The organism is Bacillus sp. GW823-FHT06A11 (genome assembly GCF_058795355.1).
In genome coordinates this window covers 17,725-34,932 of the sequence record NZ_JBXAHS010000005.1, presented here as the reverse complement: position 1 = coordinate 34,932, position 17,208 = coordinate 17,725, and the positions used below count along the sequence as shown (strand labels likewise).

Genomic DNA, 17,208 nt, shown 5'->3' with positions numbered 1-17,208 from the left:
GTTGATTTTACATTTAATAAATAATATTGAAAAAGGTGAATGTGTAATGCCATTAGTTCAAATGAAGGATATTTTAATAAAGGCAAATCAAGAGAATTATGGGGTTGGTGCTTTTAGTGTCGCTAATATGGAAATGGTAATGGGAGCTATTCGAGCAGCAGAAGAGTTACGTTCGCCGCTTATTCTACAAATTGCGGAAGTTCGTTTGAATCATTCGCCAATTCATCTGATTGGTCCTTTGATCGTAGCTGCGGCGAAAAAAGCGACTGTCCCGGTAGCAGTTCACTTTGATCACGGTATGACATTTGAAAAGATTAAAGAGACATTAGAAATTGGTTTTAGTTCGGTTATGTTTGATGGCTCTCACTATCCGTTAGAAGAGAATATCCAAAGGACAAAAGAAGTTGTGGAGCTTGCGAAACAGTACGGAGCGACAGTAGAGGCTGAGATTGGCAGAGTAGGTGGTAGTGAGGACGGATCAGAAGATATTGAAATGATGCTGACAAGTACTAAAGAAGCAAAAAGATTTGCAGAAGAAACAGATGTTGATGCGTTAGCTGTTGCAATTGGAAATGCGCACGGGATGTACAATGGAGACCCTGATTTACGATTAGACCGCTTGCAGGAGATTAATGGGATAGTCGATATTCCTTTAGTATTACATGGTGGGTCTGGCATTAGCCCAGAGGATTTCAAGCAATGTATTCAACATGGTGTTCGAAAAATTAATGTAGCAACAGCGACGTTTCAGAATATAGTTTCTACGGTTAACACTGTTGTCCTAAATACTCCTTATTCAGATTACTTTATGTATCATCAAGATGTAATTGAGGCCGCATACGAAAACGTTAAAAATCATATGCTCATTTTCGGAAGTGAAAACAAAGCACAACCAGAAAAGGTTTCTTCATTAATTAATAGAAGGAACTCATAATTTAGTTAGCTGACAAAGATAGAGAATGATAGAGTAGCCATTAATTAAAAGGGGGAGAAAGCCGTGTTAGGAAAATTAGGTGAATTAAATGAAGGGTATAATGTATTAACAGAAATGAACGGTCAATGCAGTGATATGTTAATGGATATAGGCATATATAAGATGTCTAATGGAAAAGAAGAGCTGCTATTTGATAATAAAAATGAAGCGGCAGTACTTTTACTAGAAGGGGCAATACGTTTAGAGTGGGATGGAATGGAACAAGTTATTCAAAGGCAGTCTGTTTTTGAAGAAAATCCTTGGTGTTTACATGTGGCTAAAAATGTGAAGGTTACAATTACTGCTCTTTCAGATAGTGAAGTGCTTGTCCAAAAAACAGATAATGACCAAGAATTTGCGTCAAAGTTATATACTCCAAATGATTGTCAAAGTGTCGTAGCTGGAGAAGGCGTATGGGAGGGAACAGCGCAGCGTGTTATTCGTACAATTTTTGACTATAACAATGCAGCATATTCGAATATGGTTGTAGGAGAAGTTATTTCTTATCCAGGGAGATGGTCCAGTTATCCACCGCATCACCATGATCAACCGGAGGTATATTATTATCGCTTTAACAAGCCACAGGGATTTGGATGTGCAATGGTTGGTGAGGATGCTTATCGCGTTGTACATAATAGTTTTATTACAATTCCGGGTGAGCTAGACCATCCGCAAGCAACTGCGCCTGGATATGCAATGTATTTTTGTTGGATGATTCGACATCTTGAGAATAACCCATGGAATGATCGTATCATGGAGGAAGACCACAAGTGGTTATTAGAACCAAATGCGAAAATTTGGCCAGAAAAAGAATAGATGAAAATAAATACAAGCACTCCTATTGTTAGTGATAGGGTGCTCTTTTTTCTGTTTATGCGCATAAAGGAAAATCCTTCTTACTGTTACCGTCGGATTATCGTCCTGCACACATTTGAAGAAGGAGAATTTCTATCTAATAAAATAAGATAAGATTTGATATTTTCTTAGTTTTGGTTAGGTAAGTTTATATACTTAAAGTAAAGGGCTTAATTTCAATTAAGGAGGAGGATAATTTGGAGGTATATAACTCAGCTGCTCCTGCACAAACAAATAATGAAGAGTTACCATTCGATATTTCTTGGATGACCGATTGGATTGTAGACTGGTTTGGTTCTTTGTTTAATAGCGGCAGTAATGTAATAAAAGATGGGGGAGATAAAATAGATGGTGCAGTCCATGCGAGTGTGCCTGCATTCTTTGATGTTATTTTCCTTATACTTTCTGTAGTAATTTTAATATCATTATTAGTTTTTGGGGCTTCGTTATGGTTTAAACATATAAAGTGGAAAAAAAGATCTATATATTTAGGAGTAGGTTCATTTATCCTCATACTTTTAATAAGGATTCTACCAGTGTTAATGTTGACAACACGTTCTTTTGATTTTCAAACTTTTATGAGTAATATGGTGGGCTTAATTACTTCTATAATTTTAGGAACAGCTGTATTAATGTTTTTGATATCTTTAGCATTAGGTATGCTTTATAAGAAGTTTGAACATCCCAAATATGGAAAGTGGAGTTCAAGTTTGAGATATAGTTCAATTTTTATATTTGTAATGACATTGCTAGTACCAGCCTTACTGCGCCATTTATAATTTTGGTTTATATAAGGAGATAGAGGAATAGTGAAGGTAACATCTATATTTATTCCTTCTATATATACTAGTACTTATTCTCCTTTAGGTTTCTAATTTAAATCTAATAAGTTAAACAGCTTTTTGTGTATGAGGTTTTGGTAAGGGAGGATGAGTATTAGTGACTACGTTCATTGTAATGGTTAGTATTTTCTTAATTCTATTCGTAATTGGTCCTAAAGCGACTAAGAGAAAAGAAGAAAAAGATAGAATAGAAAAAGAACATAAGCAGAAAATGGAGGCTTTAGAAGAAAAGTTGGATTTTGATATTAATGGAAGCAAAGTAAGGTTACATAAAAAGCCTAAATTAAAGAAAAGTATATATAAAATAAAGAGTAACAGATAGCTTTTTAATTAAAAGGGGAAAGGGATAGAATGGACAACGGGTTTCTTTGAACAAAGTAGGGAGCATCATACCGGACGGATTTAGAAGAGTGCTTTAGGGAGTTGGTACAAGAAATATGCGACGAATTAGAAATTGTCATTGTCGCTTTAGAATGTAACAAAGACCATACACATATGTTTTTAAACACGCTGTCAACATTTAGTCCTTTGATATTATGGCAAAAATCAAAGGAGTAACTTCAAAAAATTGAGAGAGGAATTTCCTTACCCTAAACATTTTCCAAGTTTATGGGCATGTAGTTATTTTGTATCTACCGCAGGAAATGTATCGAGTGCAACTTTTAAAAAATATGTAGAAAAACAAAAAACAAGGAGATGAGAAAGGTGCAAATTAAATGTAGTAATTGCGGATTTGAACAATTTATGAAAGACCATAAATTCAACAGAGAATATAGAGATGACTACAAAAATGCCTTGTTTGTTCTGTGTGGGAGAAATGCTTGTGATACTTCTCAAATTAAAATCCCGAGTGGTTATATCAGAAAAGTGATGTGGCTTGGCTCGTGGTCAATTGTAAGAGTTATAACTTTAGACGAATACAAAAGTCTTAAAAGAGCCAGACTTCTTAGGGATTTAGTTGTAGAAAAATATAACAATCTGTGACAGAAAAATTAAGCTATTTCCTACAAAAGAACAGGATTTTATCTTAAAGGCTATGGGAAGAGAATATATCTCTACAATCAATGTACTTGTATCTGAAATGGTACAGCAAAGAAAATATATGAGATGAAAGAAGCCATTTGTGATAGAATGGTTCTTTTTGTATTAGAATATTTTCCTATGTTCATTATTTTGTTGCTTGAAGTGAAACTAAATCTAAAGATAGCTACTAATTCTAGAGTGATACCAAAAACTCGAATTACTTTCTTCATGTTCTTCTGTGAATATTCAAAAATAAGTTTCTCAAGTTAAAATATTGTGAATATATTTATAAATGCAAGTATGCCGTGATAATATTTGATAAAAGGGGGTAGGAGCAGATGAGTGTTAACCTCATTTCTAACGAAAAAATCACCAAATTATTAAATGACTGGTATCAAGCTATGATTGCACAACGTGTATTACAGTCTGAAAAGATAAAAGAAGATATTGAAAGTAAAATTAATTATATCAAGGAAGATCAAACAATATTAATGTATTACGCTTTACTAAATGCGCGGTACAGCCTTCTAATTCGTGATACGAAAGGTTCAAAAGATATTTTAGACAAAGTCGAACCTTTACCAGACGAAAATGAAACGTTTTTAGAGTACTATTATCATTTATTTAAAGCTATTTACGCCATCAATACGGCCAACAATAGTGAAGCAAGGATTCATTTTGAAGAAGCTGAAAAGCTTCTAGATTACATGCATGATGAAATTGAAAAAGCAGAATTTAATTATTGGGTTGCTGTTTACTACTACCATATAATGAAACCAATTCAAGCAATTCAATATGCTATGAAGGCAAATGAAATATTTATAAATAATGCAGGATATGAATTGAAAATAGCTGCATGTTTAAATACTTTAGGAATGGCAAACATACGACTAAATGAATTTGAAAGTGCAGAAGAATATTTACTTTCAGCATTAGACACTTTCAAAAAATCAGGTGATGAAATTCTAATTAAACGCGTTAAGCATAATTTAGGACTTTTATATGCAAGTCAAAACATGCCAGAGTTAGCAGTTAAACATTTAGAGAATTCATTAGAGAATAACTTTAAAACTATGTTTCTTTTAGCGAGAGAACATTTCAAGCTAGGAAAGCATACTATTGCAAATGAATATATTGAACAAGGTTATAAGCTTAGTGATGTAGGTTATCGTCATCATTTCGAAATCTTAAGGTCATTACATAATAAAGCACCAATCGAAGAATTTGAGAAATTAGTTATAGAAGGTATTTCTTATTTTGAAGCAGAAGAATTATATGAGTGGATAAAAGAGTATGCTTCTCTTTTAGGTGACCAATTCTACAATTCAAAAAATCATGAAAAGGCAAGCAAATATTTACACATTGCTTTAGACGCAGACAAAATAAGCAAAGAAAGAAGGGCGCTAAAATGAAAAAAGCTATCTTATTAATGATGATGTTGTCCACATTTTTTACTTTTGGTCTTACTAATGTAAAAGACGTACCACAACAAGAATCAATTGAAGTATTTATGGATCATGGGGAACATATTTAATTTTCTAAAAAGAGGCTAATAAAGTTTTATTTAATCTAATTATTAAACAGAGATCTGAGCGTATTACTGATGCTTGGATCTTTTTTAATAATAGGGCTTTGTGAACATAACTAACGGTTGATTACGGAAATAATGATTGTGGGGGAAAAAGATGAAATGGGGAATAGAAGCAATAAAGAGTTATGAATTAAATTGTAATGACTTAGATCGATATACAATTTTAAGGGAAGAATACCAAAGTACAAACTGGAGTTATTTATCTCTCTCGCATCTTCAAAATTTCTTAGAAACATCAGGTTTGGATAGAGATATGATATTAGAACTGCTGCCAATTAATTTTAAAGGAATTGTATGGATGTCTCTTGAAAGCGAGGACTTGGAATTTCTAAATACTTTAACAAGTCCTATTAGATGTTTGGAGATTTTAGATAGATATAACTTAATGGATTCAGCAGCAACTCATACACCAAGCATGGAATATAAACTGAGATGGTTAAAAGAGCGCTGGGTGAAAGGATATTATATTTTCGCCAACTGCTGAGATAAAGCTTGAATAATAGAAAGGAGGATATATTGGAGAGGACCGACTCATGTAGCAGCAGGGGCAGCATTCGCTTTAAAATAGCGTCAAGTTCTTACGTAATATATTAAGCTTGGTACTGATCCATACAAAGAAAAGACACCAAAGGCGTCTTTCTCCGTATGGAACCATCTTAAGTTTAATGTTATGGATAAGATTTCTAACCAAAATGATTGTTGCAATTTAATATATTTTTAATGTATGGATGTGTGCATTCTTATGACAAATAGATTGTGTACTATCATGCAAGTTAGTATTTTATTAGTAATCATTTTCATCTGAGTTACTATTATAACTAGAATTATAAGAAGGACTATCATACCTAGAGGAATCTTCATTTTTGTAACTAGAAGTGCTGTTATAATTGGAGTTACTATAGGAACTTTCAGAACTTGAACTATTTGAAGAGCTATAATAGCTAGGGGAACTGTAGTCGTCATAATAGTCGTTAAAATCATCTTCATCATCCAAATCAGAATTTACAACTTTATTTGTATTTGCTTTCTTTCCAACTGATTGAACTCTATAAGACGTATTCCTTTTTTTATTTTGTTTTCTTTTTCCATTTCCTTTAGATTGCAACGAAGGTGTATACGTTATAGGTATTACTCTAGATAATCCCCTTACAAATAATCGAACAATACATACTAAAATCCACATGCAAATAATAAATACAAAGACATAAAGAGCAATGTTGTAAATCATATTGTTTATTGTATCTATCATCGCACCCTTTGAAATATTAAACATAAAATCAATCACCGCCATTTTTCTATAAAATTTATATTAAAAACGTAATATTAATCTAAATAGAATTATAAAATATTTTTTCCATTTTTTATATAAAAAATATGAATTTGTTACCGCGGATTAGAATTAAGAAAAAGACACCCTGAGGTGCCTTTCAATGACCTTAGTATCATTTTTTAGTGTGAAAAGGCAAATTGTATACAGTTTGATACTCTCGCTGGATTATTTCATTTGTATATAAATTATTTTAAAGTTTTTCTCATTTTTATGCATTTGAAATTTAATAGTGGGGGATACCGCTACATGCCCATCAACTTAAGAAAAATAAATGTCCCAAAAATTAAAAAAGGAACAAATTAATTTACTCCTTTTTTACTTGAATTCCACATGAAATTTAGTATCAATGATTCCAAAAGCAACTTTACATGGGAACGGATTTTTTCCTATTGAAGCAGCGCGCATACATGAAAGCACCCAATAATCCAATTCTAAAGGTAAACGGAATACTTGGATACTACTATCATCGTTTTTTACTGTTACGATTGGTGTATTTACCCTAGTTGTAGTGAAACCGTCAGTTGTTATCATTGCTACTGCATCATTATTATGAAAACCAGCGCTTAAAACCTCGTAAGTTATTCCATCATTCTCATTAATAATCATAGGTATATTTAAATAGGGATAGCTATTTATATTGTTATGAATAACTGTTCTTGCTGTATTCTTTCTTATCTGATTCCCTTGCATTTTATACACTCCTTTATAACAATCCAAACGTTTAAATCTATTCTATTTTACATCAAGTATATCCGAAAATTGTAGTGTCAACTTATTATAGAAAGCATCCGTACATATGATAGCGCTATTTAACGGATCTATATCAATGATGGTCATATAGTTAGTAAGAAAATAGCCGTCTTCATAATATGTAATTAGTATTTCTTCTTCGGATAATAAGGAACATAAAAGCATATTCTCAATAAGTTCTTTTTCTTCAGAGGTTAAAATAGGACGTGCTATTTTATTTTTCTCTTTGATTATTTCACGTATTCCGGCGAATTGTTCTGGCATTGCTGCGAACGGCGCCCATTTTACCATTCCTCTGCCTTTTGGCATATTAGCGTTGTTCATGCTTTGTGTCCTCCTAATAGTGTGTTTCTGTATCTAGCTGTAGCGCTATGCGTGTAGGAAATTCCTCTTAATATACTATTCTTCCAAATTTCGTGCGTATTTCATCCATTACTTTCGTTAGCTTTATTTCTTGTTCTCGTTGCGTGACATTATCAAAAAGTGAAATTTGTTCTTCTCCTTCTTGAAGTAGGTTTGTTAAGGATATGTTTATGCTACGAATGGGTTCACCAGTATATTGCTGATGTAAAAAGTATGTACAGATATGATAAATATCCATCGTTAAATTTGTGGGACGGCTTAAAGTATGTGTTTTTCTAATGCCACCTGCACAATTCTTGCTATAACCAACAGAGAAATGAACGGTTTGAGCAAGTTTGTTTTGTTGTCTTAATCGATAGCAAACTTCTTCGGTATGTTCCGGCAGGATAATCGGAAATTCTTCTATTGTGTAGTCACGCATGAGAATTTGGCTTTTTCCAATAGAAGTTGTGGCAGGAACATATTTCTCTGAAATGCGACTAAAGTCAATTCCATGGCTATGTAAGTGTAATTCTTCTCCAATCACGCCGAAGCTTTGTTTTAAATATTTAAGAGGATAATTAGCTAAATCTTCAATTGAATGTATTCCTTTTTTATTTAACTTTGTTTCAGTTTTATGTGAAATTCCCCAAAACTTACTAAGTGGCCGTATGCTCCATAATTTTGTAGGTACATCTTCGTATTTCCAATAAGCAATTCCGTCTTTATTTTGCTTTCCTTCAATATCTAAAGCTACCTTACTCATCAACAGGTTAGGAGCAATTCCAATTGTGCATTCAATTCGTGTATGTTCATATATTTCACGTTTAAACTGTAATGCAAATTCATGTGGATTTCGGGCAAATAGATGGATGCTATCGGTAATATCCATAAAAAATTCATCAATGCTGTATTGATGAAAGTCTTCAATAGGAACATATTGTAGAGCTAACTTCGTTATGTAATTGGAGCATTTAATATATGTTCCCATAATTGGATTCACAATAAGAATATCTTTTTGTCGAGGAATCTCGTATAGCCTTGCCATCTTCTTTACACCCATTGCTTTTAATGGTGGAGTTGCGGCTAGAACAATTGAACCGTTTCTATTTACATCCCCGACTACAGCTAATTTTGTATGAAGTGGATCAAAGCCCAATTTAATACAACTAACTGAGGCATAAAAGCTTCGAAGATCAACACATAAAATGATTCTATTCGGTAAAATTGAATAGTCATACATCATAATTCCTCCTAACAACAAGAACGTCCGTTCTTATTATACACGAACTTACGTTCTTTTATGAAGTGGTTTTTGAAAAATATTTATGAATTAAAAATACGCAGAATGAAAGAGAGAGCGGCCTAATGTAGTTGGAGTGTTTAGGTTATAAACAGTGTTAGCTATATTAGGTAGTGAGGGAAGAAAAGGATAGGAGGGAAGTTCTTTAAATCAATTTCTAAGTATTTGAAATATAAGTGTTGACTGTAATTTATTACCTATGCTAACATATAGATAATTTAATTTAGGCGGTGGATATGTATTGGACTCAGACGTTGACTCGGATAGTTGGCTAAATAACCTCGATTTTCTTAGAGTACCTCTTATTATTTTGAGAATGTAGATTGTAAACAATCATATATTACACGCAGTTAATAAATAGTAAGTAGGGAAAGTGAAAATATATTAGGAGGTGAATCCTTTAGTTTTTACGAAACTAAGGGGATTAGTTGGACATATTTAATTTAATTATGGTAGCGGTTTTAGTCGCATGTACCGCGTTTTTCGTGGCAATCGAGTTTGCTATTGTAAAAGTAAGAGGATCAAAGATTGATCAATTTGTATTAGAAGGAAAGAAGGGTGCATTGGCAGCTAAGAAAGTAACGTCAAACCTGGATGAATATTTGTCAGCTTGTCAATTAGGTATTACAGTGACAGCAATGGGACTAGGGGCATTAGGTGAACCAACCATTGAGAGACTTTTACATCCTTTATTTGATAAGTGGAATATCAACCCTTCCATTGCAGGTGTATTATCTTTAGGAATTGCTTTTACTTTTATGACGTACTTACATGTTGTAGTTGGTGAATTGGCACCCAAAACATTTGCGATTCAAAAGGCTGAGAAAGTTACTTTATTGCTTTCAGCTCCGCTTATCTGGTTCCACAAAATCATGTATCCGTTTATTCGATTGTTGAATGGCTCTGCAAGGATGATAACAAGACTATTTGGTTTAAAACCAGCATCAGAGCATGATGTCGTACATACAGAAGAAGAATTACGATTGATTCTTTCGGAAAGTTATCAACGTGGAGAGATTAATCAAGCTGAATATAAATATGTAAATAATATTTTTGAATTTGATAATCGTATTGCAAAAGAAATAATGGTCCCTCGTACAGAAATTATAGGGCTTCATGTAGAGAATTCTTTAGCGGATCATATAAATATAATCCGTAATGAAAAGTACACACGCTACCCTGTATTTGGAGAAGACAAAGATGAAATCATTGGCATGGTGAATGTGAAAGATTTCTTGATTCGTTATATGAGTAATGAATCAAAAGAATTTAAATCTATTTCCTCGTATACGCGTCCAGTAATTGTAGCAATAGAAACCATACCAATACATGATTTATTATTAAAAATGCAAACGAAACGTATTCCATTGGCTGTATTATATGATGAATACGGCGGCACAGCTGGTTTGGTAACAATTGAGGATATACTAGAAGAAATTGTAGGCGAAATTCGTGATGAATATGATGGAGATGAGCTTTCACCAATTCAGCAAATAAATAATGATCATGTTGTCGTAGAAGGTAAAGTACGTATAAGTGAAATAAATGATTTGTTAGGATTACATATGAATGATAGTGATGTTGATACAATTGGTGGGTGGATTCTAATGCAGAATTATGATATCCAGGAAGGACAAACGTTATTTAGTGAAGGATATGCATTTACAATTCTTTCAAAAGACCCCCACCAAGTTAAGCGTGTTGAAATACAAAAAGAAATTTTAGAAGCAGCAACTGTATAGTTGCTGCTTTTTATAGGGGTAGCAGAAAATGAAAGCAAAGATACTTGTAACATTAACCTTACTTGTTATGTTATTAGCAGGTTGTACAACCGAAACATACGGACTTACACAGTCAGAGTTCAGACAAGTAGATAAAGAGTTTAAAGCAGATAAGATGATAAAAGAAATGAAACAGTTGCATTATAGCGATGAACAAATTGAGAAACAGCTAAGAATGGCGTTAGCACAATTAAAGTATGAAGAGGAAATGAAGAAGAAAGAGAATGACAAGTACAAGGGTATAGAGACGGGAGAAGAAACCAAGAAAGACAAGAAGAAAGGGGACAATGAAACAGTCTATGAAAAGAAAGAAAAAGAAAAAGAAAAAGTAACGGTAACGGAAGAAAGATATCCGTATCAGTTATACGAAATCTATGCCCGACTTCAGTATCAAATTGAATTTCTAGGTAAGGGGATGGAAAAATCAATTAATGAGCGTAGTGCTACCGTGAACTACACAAGAGAAGAATCAAAACTGGTTGATATGCAACTAAACTACATACTTAACCTGGTGCCAATCGGAAAGTACGAATCAAACTATCCTTTACTCGAAGAAGGTGTATCAAAGTTAAGAGAAGCTTTAGAACTCATTGTAGACTTTGGTATGAGAGCGCAAAATCCGTTATATCCTGATAACAAATTACCTGAGGGATTCGACAAAGCCAATGATATGATTATAGACGTACTGAGCACATGGCAACCGATTTTTGATGAAATAGATAAAGATTTCCCTGATGCGAAACGTAAAGCAGAGAAGAAAGTAGAAAGGAATTTAAATGATGATACAGAAGGTGGATTCCGTATTCATAAATTAAATCCTAAAAAGGTAAGCAGAGAAGAAAATAACAACGATTATTAACGGGGGGATGACGTATGAAATCGAAGAAACTAATCACGTTAGCGATTCCGGTTATGTTATTAGGGGGTTGTGCTACGACTCAAGATCCACCAAAGAAAGAAGCAAAGACAGAAGAGTCAAGCAAAGCGAAAGCTACTGAACAAGATAAAAAGTCTACTAGCTTAAAAGATAACGAGAAAGATATTCAAAGGATTCGAGTTTTAGAAGAGGATTATCCACAATACATGTTAGACATGGAGAAAGATTTAGTGAAGCGGTTAATTTTTTATAAAGATTCAATAAAATACTACCAAAAAGGTAGTAAATCAAGGGAAGAAGTCTTAGTTTCCATTAAAGACTATATGAAAGTACTGGATAAGATAGAGTCTATAGATGCCCCTTCTAAATACAAGGAAGATCACAAAGAAGTCCTTAAAGCAGTCAGTAAGTATAGGGAATCTTTTGAAGAAGTAGAAAAGGTATTCAAGAAAACAGACTTCTCAATGGAAGCTGATAAGGAAGTACTTGAAAAGGCAGACAGTAAGCTATCAGAAGGTAATCGTGTTTGGATACCAGTGTTTGAAAAACTAAAGAATGAATCAAAAAAAGTAGAAAGTTCTTCTGATTCATCTAGTGAAGACGTTTCATCAAATTTTGTTCCAAAATCATCTTCACCTAACTCAAGTCAATCAGACAAGAGCCAAGCCCAAACAGGTATGTTCAAAGGTATAGTTGGTACTGATGAAGAGTTAGGAATAAACGATTCTAATACATCTAGGTATATTAAAAATGAAAGGTCTATTGTAGGTAAGTATGGTATTGATTTAGGAGAAGGAGTCAAAACAATACTCGATTTAAAAGGTGATATGACATTTGCTTTTTATAAGTATGTGGATTTCCCAAGTAGAGATAGTCTAATGAAAGGAACATACGAGTTAGACGTACCTTCTTTACAATTAACATTAAAATTAACAAGCGTAACTGAGAATGGTCATAAGACTCAAAGAACTGAGAGTTTTAGATATCAGGTACAAAATTATGATTTAAATATGTTACAACTTTATAGTGCAGACGAAGATGTCCGTATGAGATTGATTAAACACGGGTAAATATATTAGTAGAGTTAGGTGAAAAAGCCTAGTCCTTATTTTAAGGGGATATTGCATAAATGGAGCAGGTTATACAAGAGTTTTTTTCTCCAAGTAAAAACTATAAGGTTCAAATCATTAAAAGAAAAGATGGTCTATATACAACAGAAGCGTATAGATGGATGGAGGATTGCGGCTATACATTTTGGAGTTATATATCACAAGGATTGACTTTGATAGATAGTAAGGAACATGCGCAAAAGATTGCTATGGAACAACTAATAGAATGTTCAAGAGAAAGGTTTAAAAATACGTAATTATATTTGTAAAATTATAAAGAAGTATGATGTTTTATTAATAGTGAAAGAACACAAATCTTTTGTAAGTGAACCTATTATTATTAATTTCTAGATTCATATATTTTTATGAAAATACATGAAGTGAATTTTATTTAATCCTATTTATTTTATTGGAATTATAAGCTATACTAAAAGTAGGTGCAAAATGTACCATTTGAAAAAGAGTGCATTGCAAAAAGGGATCCGTAAAGGATTCCTTTTTTATTACTGTGAAAATGAAGCAACGTTCTAATTATCTCTTTCTTTTTTATGAATGAACTACCACCTTATATACTTAAAAGGTATTTTTGGAAAATAGGGGGAGTAAATTATTTGAGACTTTAATAATTTGTTTTTATGAATTGTGCCTAATAGCCAAACGTATTTTTGAAAAATCGAAGTATAGCCTTCAAAAAGCAACCGGTGCTCGTATTTTATACAAACAAAATAGAAGCCTTAAAAAAGACTTCTATTTTATACAAACAAAATAGAAGCCTTAAAAAAGACTTCTATTTTGTGACATATAATGAATGATAAGGTGGTAAACAAATCAAGATAATGTGACTGAGCGGTAAAAATTTATTAATAGCTGTTTTAGATTCTCTTATAACTAGGCTAATTACGAAAAGTGAATCTCTACAATGATAATAAAAATTGAAAAATTTTACTCATTAAAACTTAGACTAACTACAGTTGCAATTGATTGGGCCGCATGTTCCCAGCTTCCATCTTGTGCTGTAAACTCATAATAAAATTGATCATCTGGACGAAAACTTAAATGGTGAGAGATTTGCCCCTTAACATATTTTTTTCCTGCACCTAGATTTACTACTTCTATTTCTTTTACATTAAATTAATGTTCGAATACTTTGATTTTTTTGACTTCTGGACCATTTAAGGCAGCTTGAACGGCTGTTTCCAAATTGTTTTGTGCAAAAGGTTGAATACTTAATTGTGCCTCTTTTGGTTGAATGGGAGCCTCCTTTTCTGCAGCAAACACCGAGGTAGTAGGTAGTGCACCTGTAGCTAATGTAGCTGCAAGTGCTGTTGTCATAATGATTTTTCTTTTCATCTTCATAGTTTTCCTTCCTCTCTTAAAGTTATGATATATAATCTTTTAAAGACTGACACGGTGCAATTTTTTTCATAATGTACGCAAAAAATCAGTTTAATAATTATGTGAAATTGTGTCAGAAAATTAAAGTTAATTATATATGTATTTAAGATGATATCTATCTACACATTTTTTCAATCTTTAGATAAATCAAATGCTAATGACTTCTTAAGAATCAATTTAGCACCCTGTTTATCTATAATAGTCCTATAAAATACATTTAGTTCATAGTAAAAGTAATACATTTGATATTAAGTGTCTTACATAATGCGATAAAATTTCACAATTTTTTATTATAATATACAGAAAAGGGTAAAAACATAAGTAATACTAGTCATTGGTGTGAATTATACGAATCTACTTATTGTAACAGCTAAGATGTTAGATAATGTTTTTCTTAAAAATATTACTAATCCATATTCATGAAAAACATTTTAATGGATTAGTTTGATTCGATATAAAAAGAGGACGCATTTTTATTTGCGTCCCCTTTTTATGATAATTTATTTTACAAGTTAAGAAGAATCTTTGATCATCTAAATAAATTCTAGCACCCTATTAGGAGATACTAGTATAACAATAGGGACTTTTATTTAGTTCTTTTTTATCAATCCGTTTAATTCTTTAATAATACTGTAGGCAAGCATAGTACTTAGTTCAGGAGCTTTTTCTATTATTTTATTGATAACACTCCTTCTTAGTACTATTCTAAGTATTTTTCGGCTAGGTAAGAAGGGTATGTTGAAATAGGAGGGCCCATATGAAAGTAGGATAAATTGGTCTTTGAAATTGGTATACAGTTCTTTAATAAATATAGTTTTTGCAATATATCTTTATCTATGGGATGAAGCATATAATCTGTCATGATGAAATAATTGTGATGGTAGATAAATACTTTTCCTTCCGGTAGAATCGCGTGATTAGATAAATTTGGATAAATAGGTGGCCCATCTGAAAGTTGATTTAAACTACATTGTGAAACTTTAATAATTTCTTGGACTGAAAATTTAAATTTGCGAAATGCTATGGTATTAATAAACAGACGTTTTTGATTATTTTCTATATAAAATAACTCTCCTTTTTCATTTTGTACAACTCGTAGATTTGGAATTGACTCTGTAAGGGTTATGGGGGGACCTTCTGTATATTTATAGATAAATGGATCGGGAATTAAGACAATTTCATTTTGATTATATTTGAAGTAAGAAAGCATGTCTTTCGAAATAAGCCTGCGTTTAAGGTTATCAATTAAAAATACTTCACCGTGTGAATTACTAAACAAAATACCATTTAAATCTTTAGAAGGGAGGTTAGCATATAGGTTTTGGAAAGAGAATGGTGTTTTAAAAGTAATATCGAGCACTTTGGGAATGGGATAAAAAGGTTGAAATGTATTTAGGCGTTTCCAAAACATTGCATCTCCAGCAAACCAATATAAAGGATTTGTATCCCAATATCCACGGTACTTTTCATAGACTTTTACTAATATTCTTTTAGTATGCATAACTGAACAGTGATCTACAACATTAGCAGCTGTATATAAAATTTTCGAAGCTTCTCTTACAAATTCATTTGTAGGTTCTAGGTTATAATCAACATATTTAACGTATTGGGAAGAGTAGACTACATCAATTTCAGGGTTTTTTTCTAAGAAAGATAACATTTCAGCTAATCTGTTTGGAAGGTATATAGTGTCATCCGTTAAATAGCAAATATAATCCCCACAGGTTAATGGAAGTGCCTCATTGATAAGTGTTGCATATCTTGTAGTTTTATATCGTTCATCATCTTGTATAAAACTATTCTTATAAGTAATTCGAGGATCCTCTAAATAATTTTTTATGACATTTATAGTTTCTAGACAGGAGTTATCATCCATAATAAAAAGTTCCCATTCTTTATAAGTTTGCATTAGAACACTTTCAATAACTTGATTAATTAATGACGGCTTATTATAACTAGTAAGGATAATTGATATTTTGGGTTGCAAATACTTCACCTCTATTGAGAATATTAAATGTGTTTTTTCTAGTGAAATATAATAATTAAAGCTTTATCAACACTTTCTTTTTTATTTTAAATAGTTTATTACTTTTTCATAGATATGGTATGGACTATAGTGGAGAAAAAAGGATATAGGTGAATATAAATAACGCTATTAATTTTTTATAGGTAAAGAAATCTTTTTTAAAATTATCGGAACGGTTTGTCCTTTCTATTTATATAATAACGTAACTGTTTTTGTATTTGTTGATAAGGAGGAGAGGGATATTTGCCTAAAATTTCAGTTATAATGACAAGTTACAATAAGCCTGCATTTGTTGAAAAATCGATATTAAGTGTATTAAACCAAACCTTTCAGGATTTCGAGCTTTTTATAATGGATGATGATTCAGATGAATTGACCCAGAAGGTGATTCACCCATTCATAAATAAGGAAAATGTACATTTTTATAAAAGTAATGTAGCTCATATTTCTGAAAGGACAAAAAAAGTAAGATATGCTGCTTTAATTAATGAGGCACTTAAGCATGCTAAAGGGGAATATATAACTTATATTACAGATGATAATCAATATGAAGAAGAACGCTTGAAAAAGATGTCTAGTTATCTTGATGAGAATGAAGATGTTCAAATTATTTACTCTGCATCAAAAACGATTCATATAGATGAATCAGATATGCCTATTAAAACTGTTGAAAGACCTGCCAAAAAAATTACAAATAATGCGCCATGTACTATTGATCATTGTTCTATTATGCATAGAGCATCTGTTTTACCAATTCTTGAAAAAAGGTGGAATTCTTACTGGGATGAAGATCCTCAGTTTTACCGGATAGGAGATGCACGTTTCTTTTGGAGATTAAATCACTATTGGGATTTTTATCCCTTAGATGAAATTTTAGATATTAATTATATTACTCCTCATTCAATACATGCACAGTTATTTGCAGAAGAAAAAAATGAATTTGTGCAATTATTACCACCACAAAGAACATGCAAAGAATTAAGAGAAGATCTAAGAAGAAAAAGAGGGTGA

General features: G+C 32.2%; 16 protein-coding genes and 3 pseudogenes. 13 read left to right on the top strand and 6 right to left on the bottom strand.

Features of this window, described 5'->3' with window-relative positions:
- The first annotated feature begins 46 nt into the window (after window positions 1-46).
- The 8 genes and pseudogenes from AC1Q8L_RS22400 (at window position 47) to AC1Q8L_RS22365 (ending at window position 5,768) form a co-directional block, all read left to right on the top strand.
- Complete coding sequence (locus AC1Q8L_RS22400) at window positions 47-934, top strand: class II fructose-bisphosphate aldolase (RefSeq protein WP_098817464.1); 888 nt, start codon at window positions 47-49, stop codon at window positions 932-934.
- A 63-nt stretch (window positions 935-997) separates the two neighbouring features.
- Window positions 998-1,789 carry a 5-deoxy-glucuronate isomerase gene (locus AC1Q8L_RS22395; protein WP_098817463.1) on the top strand — a complete coding sequence of 264 codons (792 nt, stop codon included), beginning with the start codon at window positions 998-1,000 and terminating at the stop codon, window positions 1,787-1,789.
- Window positions 1,790-2,007: 218 nt separating this feature from the next.
- Window positions 2,008-2,607: a hypothetical protein gene (locus tag AC1Q8L_RS22390; RefSeq protein ID WP_071714986.1), complete on the top strand. Its 600-nt coding sequence runs from the start codon at window positions 2,008-2,010 to the stop codon at window positions 2,605-2,607.
- Window positions 2,608-2,767: 160 nt separating this feature from the next.
- Window positions 2,768-2,992, top strand: a complete 225-nt coding sequence (locus AC1Q8L_RS22385) for a hypothetical protein (RefSeq protein ID WP_072939333.1) — start codon at window positions 2,768-2,770, stop codon at window positions 2,990-2,992.
- Window positions 2,993-3,066: 74 nt separating this feature from the next.
- Window positions 3,067-3,370, top strand: a pseudogene (tnpA, locus tag AC1Q8L_RS22380) (IS200/IS605 family transposase); the annotation flags it as partial.
- Window positions 3,371-4,031: 661 nt separating this feature from the next.
- Window positions 4,032-5,105 carry a response regulator aspartate phosphatase gene (locus AC1Q8L_RS22375; protein ID WP_071714988.1) on the top strand — a complete coding sequence of 358 codons (1,074 nt, stop codon included), beginning with the start codon at window positions 4,032-4,034 and terminating at the stop codon, window positions 5,103-5,105.
- Window positions 5,102-5,227 carry an aspartate phosphatase gene (locus AC1Q8L_RS22370; protein ID WP_071714989.1) on the top strand — a complete coding sequence of 42 codons (126 nt, stop codon included), beginning with the start codon at window positions 5,102-5,104 and terminating at the stop codon, window positions 5,225-5,227. Before AC1Q8L_RS22375 ends, AC1Q8L_RS22370 begins: the two co-directional genes overlap by 4 nt.
- Before the next feature lie 151 nt (window positions 5,228-5,378).
- Complete coding sequence (locus AC1Q8L_RS22365) at window positions 5,379-5,768, top strand: hypothetical protein (RefSeq protein ID WP_098817462.1); 390 nt, start codon at window positions 5,379-5,381, stop codon at window positions 5,766-5,768.
- 300 nt (window positions 5,769-6,068) lie between these two features.
- On the opposite strand, the gene AC1Q8L_RS22360 is transcribed toward AC1Q8L_RS22365, so the two are convergent.
- The 4 genes and pseudogenes from AC1Q8L_RS22360 to AC1Q8L_RS22345 all read right to left on the bottom strand — a co-directional run bounded on the left by AC1Q8L_RS22360 (window position 6,069) and on the right by AC1Q8L_RS22345 (window position 8,949).
- Complete coding sequence (locus AC1Q8L_RS22360; RefSeq protein WP_071731141.1) at window positions 6,069-6,557, bottom strand: hypothetical protein; 489 nt, start codon at window positions 6,555-6,557, stop codon at window positions 6,069-6,071.
- Between the two features lie 372 nt (window positions 6,558-6,929).
- A complete protein-coding gene (locus AC1Q8L_RS22355; RefSeq protein ID WP_071714991.1) occupies window positions 6,930-7,304 on the bottom strand; it encodes a hypothetical protein in 375 nt (124 codons plus the stop codon).
- Window positions 7,305-7,346: 42 nt separating this feature from the next.
- Window positions 7,347-7,688, bottom strand: coding sequence for a YolD-like family protein (locus AC1Q8L_RS22350; protein WP_001057796.1), 342 nt, complete (start codon window positions 7,686-7,688; stop codon window positions 7,347-7,349).
- A pseudogene (locus AC1Q8L_RS22345) lies at window positions 7,685-8,949 on the bottom strand (Y-family DNA polymerase). Before AC1Q8L_RS22345 ends, AC1Q8L_RS22350 begins: the two are co-directional and overlap by 4 nt.
- 488 nt (window positions 8,950-9,437) lie before the next feature.
- On the opposite strand from AC1Q8L_RS22345, the gene AC1Q8L_RS22340 reads away from it, so the two are divergent.
- The 4 genes from AC1Q8L_RS22340 to AC1Q8L_RS22325 are packed head-to-tail and all read left to right on the top strand — an operon-like array spanning window position 9,438 to window position 13,033.
- A complete protein-coding gene (locus AC1Q8L_RS22340) occupies window positions 9,438-10,751 on the top strand; it encodes a hemolysin family protein (protein ID WP_098817461.1) in 1,314 nt (437 codons plus the stop codon).
- A gap of 28 nt (window positions 10,752-10,779) precedes the next feature.
- The gene (locus AC1Q8L_RS22335; protein ID WP_098817460.1) at window positions 10,780-11,649 is read left to right on the top strand and encodes a hypothetical protein; all 870 of its coding nucleotides are present in this window, start codon (window positions 10,780-10,782) and stop codon (window positions 11,647-11,649) included.
- 14 nt (window positions 11,650-11,663) lie between these two features.
- The gene (locus tag AC1Q8L_RS22330; RefSeq protein ID WP_098817459.1) at window positions 11,664-12,737 is read left to right on the top strand and encodes a DUF7018 domain-containing (lipo)protein; all 1,074 of its coding nucleotides are present in this window, start codon (window positions 11,664-11,666) and stop codon (window positions 12,735-12,737) included.
- A 59-nt stretch (window positions 12,738-12,796) separates the two neighbouring features.
- Entirely contained in the window at window positions 12,797-13,033 is a 237-nt protein-coding gene (locus AC1Q8L_RS22325) for a hypothetical protein (RefSeq protein ID WP_025117929.1), read from the top strand.
- 685 nt (window positions 13,034-13,718) lie between these two features.
- Here AC1Q8L_RS22325 and AC1Q8L_RS22320 read toward each other — a convergent pair.
- Window positions 13,719-14,132 (bottom strand): annotated as a pseudogene (locus AC1Q8L_RS22320) (methyltransferase).
- Between the two features lie 739 nt (window positions 14,133-14,871).
- Complete coding sequence (locus tag AC1Q8L_RS22315) at window positions 14,872-16,158, bottom strand: glycosyltransferase family 2 protein (protein ID WP_001182595.1); 1,287 nt, start codon at window positions 16,156-16,158, stop codon at window positions 14,872-14,874.
- Between the two features lie 282 nt (window positions 16,159-16,440).
- On the opposite strand from AC1Q8L_RS22315, the gene AC1Q8L_RS22310 reads away from it, so the two are divergent.
- Entirely contained in the window at window positions 16,441-17,208 is a 768-nt protein-coding gene (locus AC1Q8L_RS22310; protein WP_001124405.1) for a glycosyltransferase family 2 protein, read from the top strand.

Excerpts from the sequence above, each read along its gene's own strand:
- AC1Q8L_RS22355 (WP_071714991.1), bottom strand. The coding sequence starts at position 7,304 with ATGCAAGGGAATCAGATAAGAAAGAATACAGCAAGAACAGTTATTCAT.
- AC1Q8L_RS22325 (WP_025117929.1), top strand. The coding sequence starts at position 12,797 with ATGGAGCAGGTTATACAAGAGTTTTTTTCTCCAAGTAAAAACTATAAG.
- AC1Q8L_RS22350 (WP_001057796.1), bottom strand. The coding sequence starts at position 7,688 with ATGAACAACGCTAATATGCCAAAAGGCAGAGGAATGGTAAAATGGGCG.
- AC1Q8L_RS22360 (WP_071731141.1), bottom strand. The coding sequence starts at position 6,557 with ATGTTTAATATTTCAAAGGGTGCGATGATAGATACAATAAACAATATG.
- AC1Q8L_RS22330 (WP_098817459.1), top strand. The coding sequence starts at position 11,664 with ATGAAATCGAAGAAACTAATCACGTTAGCGATTCCGGTTATGTTATTA.
- AC1Q8L_RS22335 (WP_098817460.1), top strand. The coding sequence starts at position 10,780 with ATGAAAGCAAAGATACTTGTAACATTAACCTTACTTGTTATGTTATTA.
- AC1Q8L_RS22365 (WP_098817462.1), top strand. The coding sequence starts at position 5,379 with ATGAAATGGGGAATAGAAGCAATAAAGAGTTATGAATTAAATTGTAAT.
- AC1Q8L_RS22370 (WP_071714989.1), top strand. The coding sequence starts at position 5,102 with ATGAAAAAAGCTATCTTATTAATGATGATGTTGTCCACATTTTTTACT.
- AC1Q8L_RS22375 (WP_071714988.1), top strand. The coding sequence starts at position 4,032 with ATGAGTGTTAACCTCATTTCTAACGAAAAAATCACCAAATTATTAAAT.
- AC1Q8L_RS22400 (WP_098817464.1), top strand. The coding sequence starts at position 47 with ATGCCATTAGTTCAAATGAAGGATATTTTAATAAAGGCAAATCAAGAG.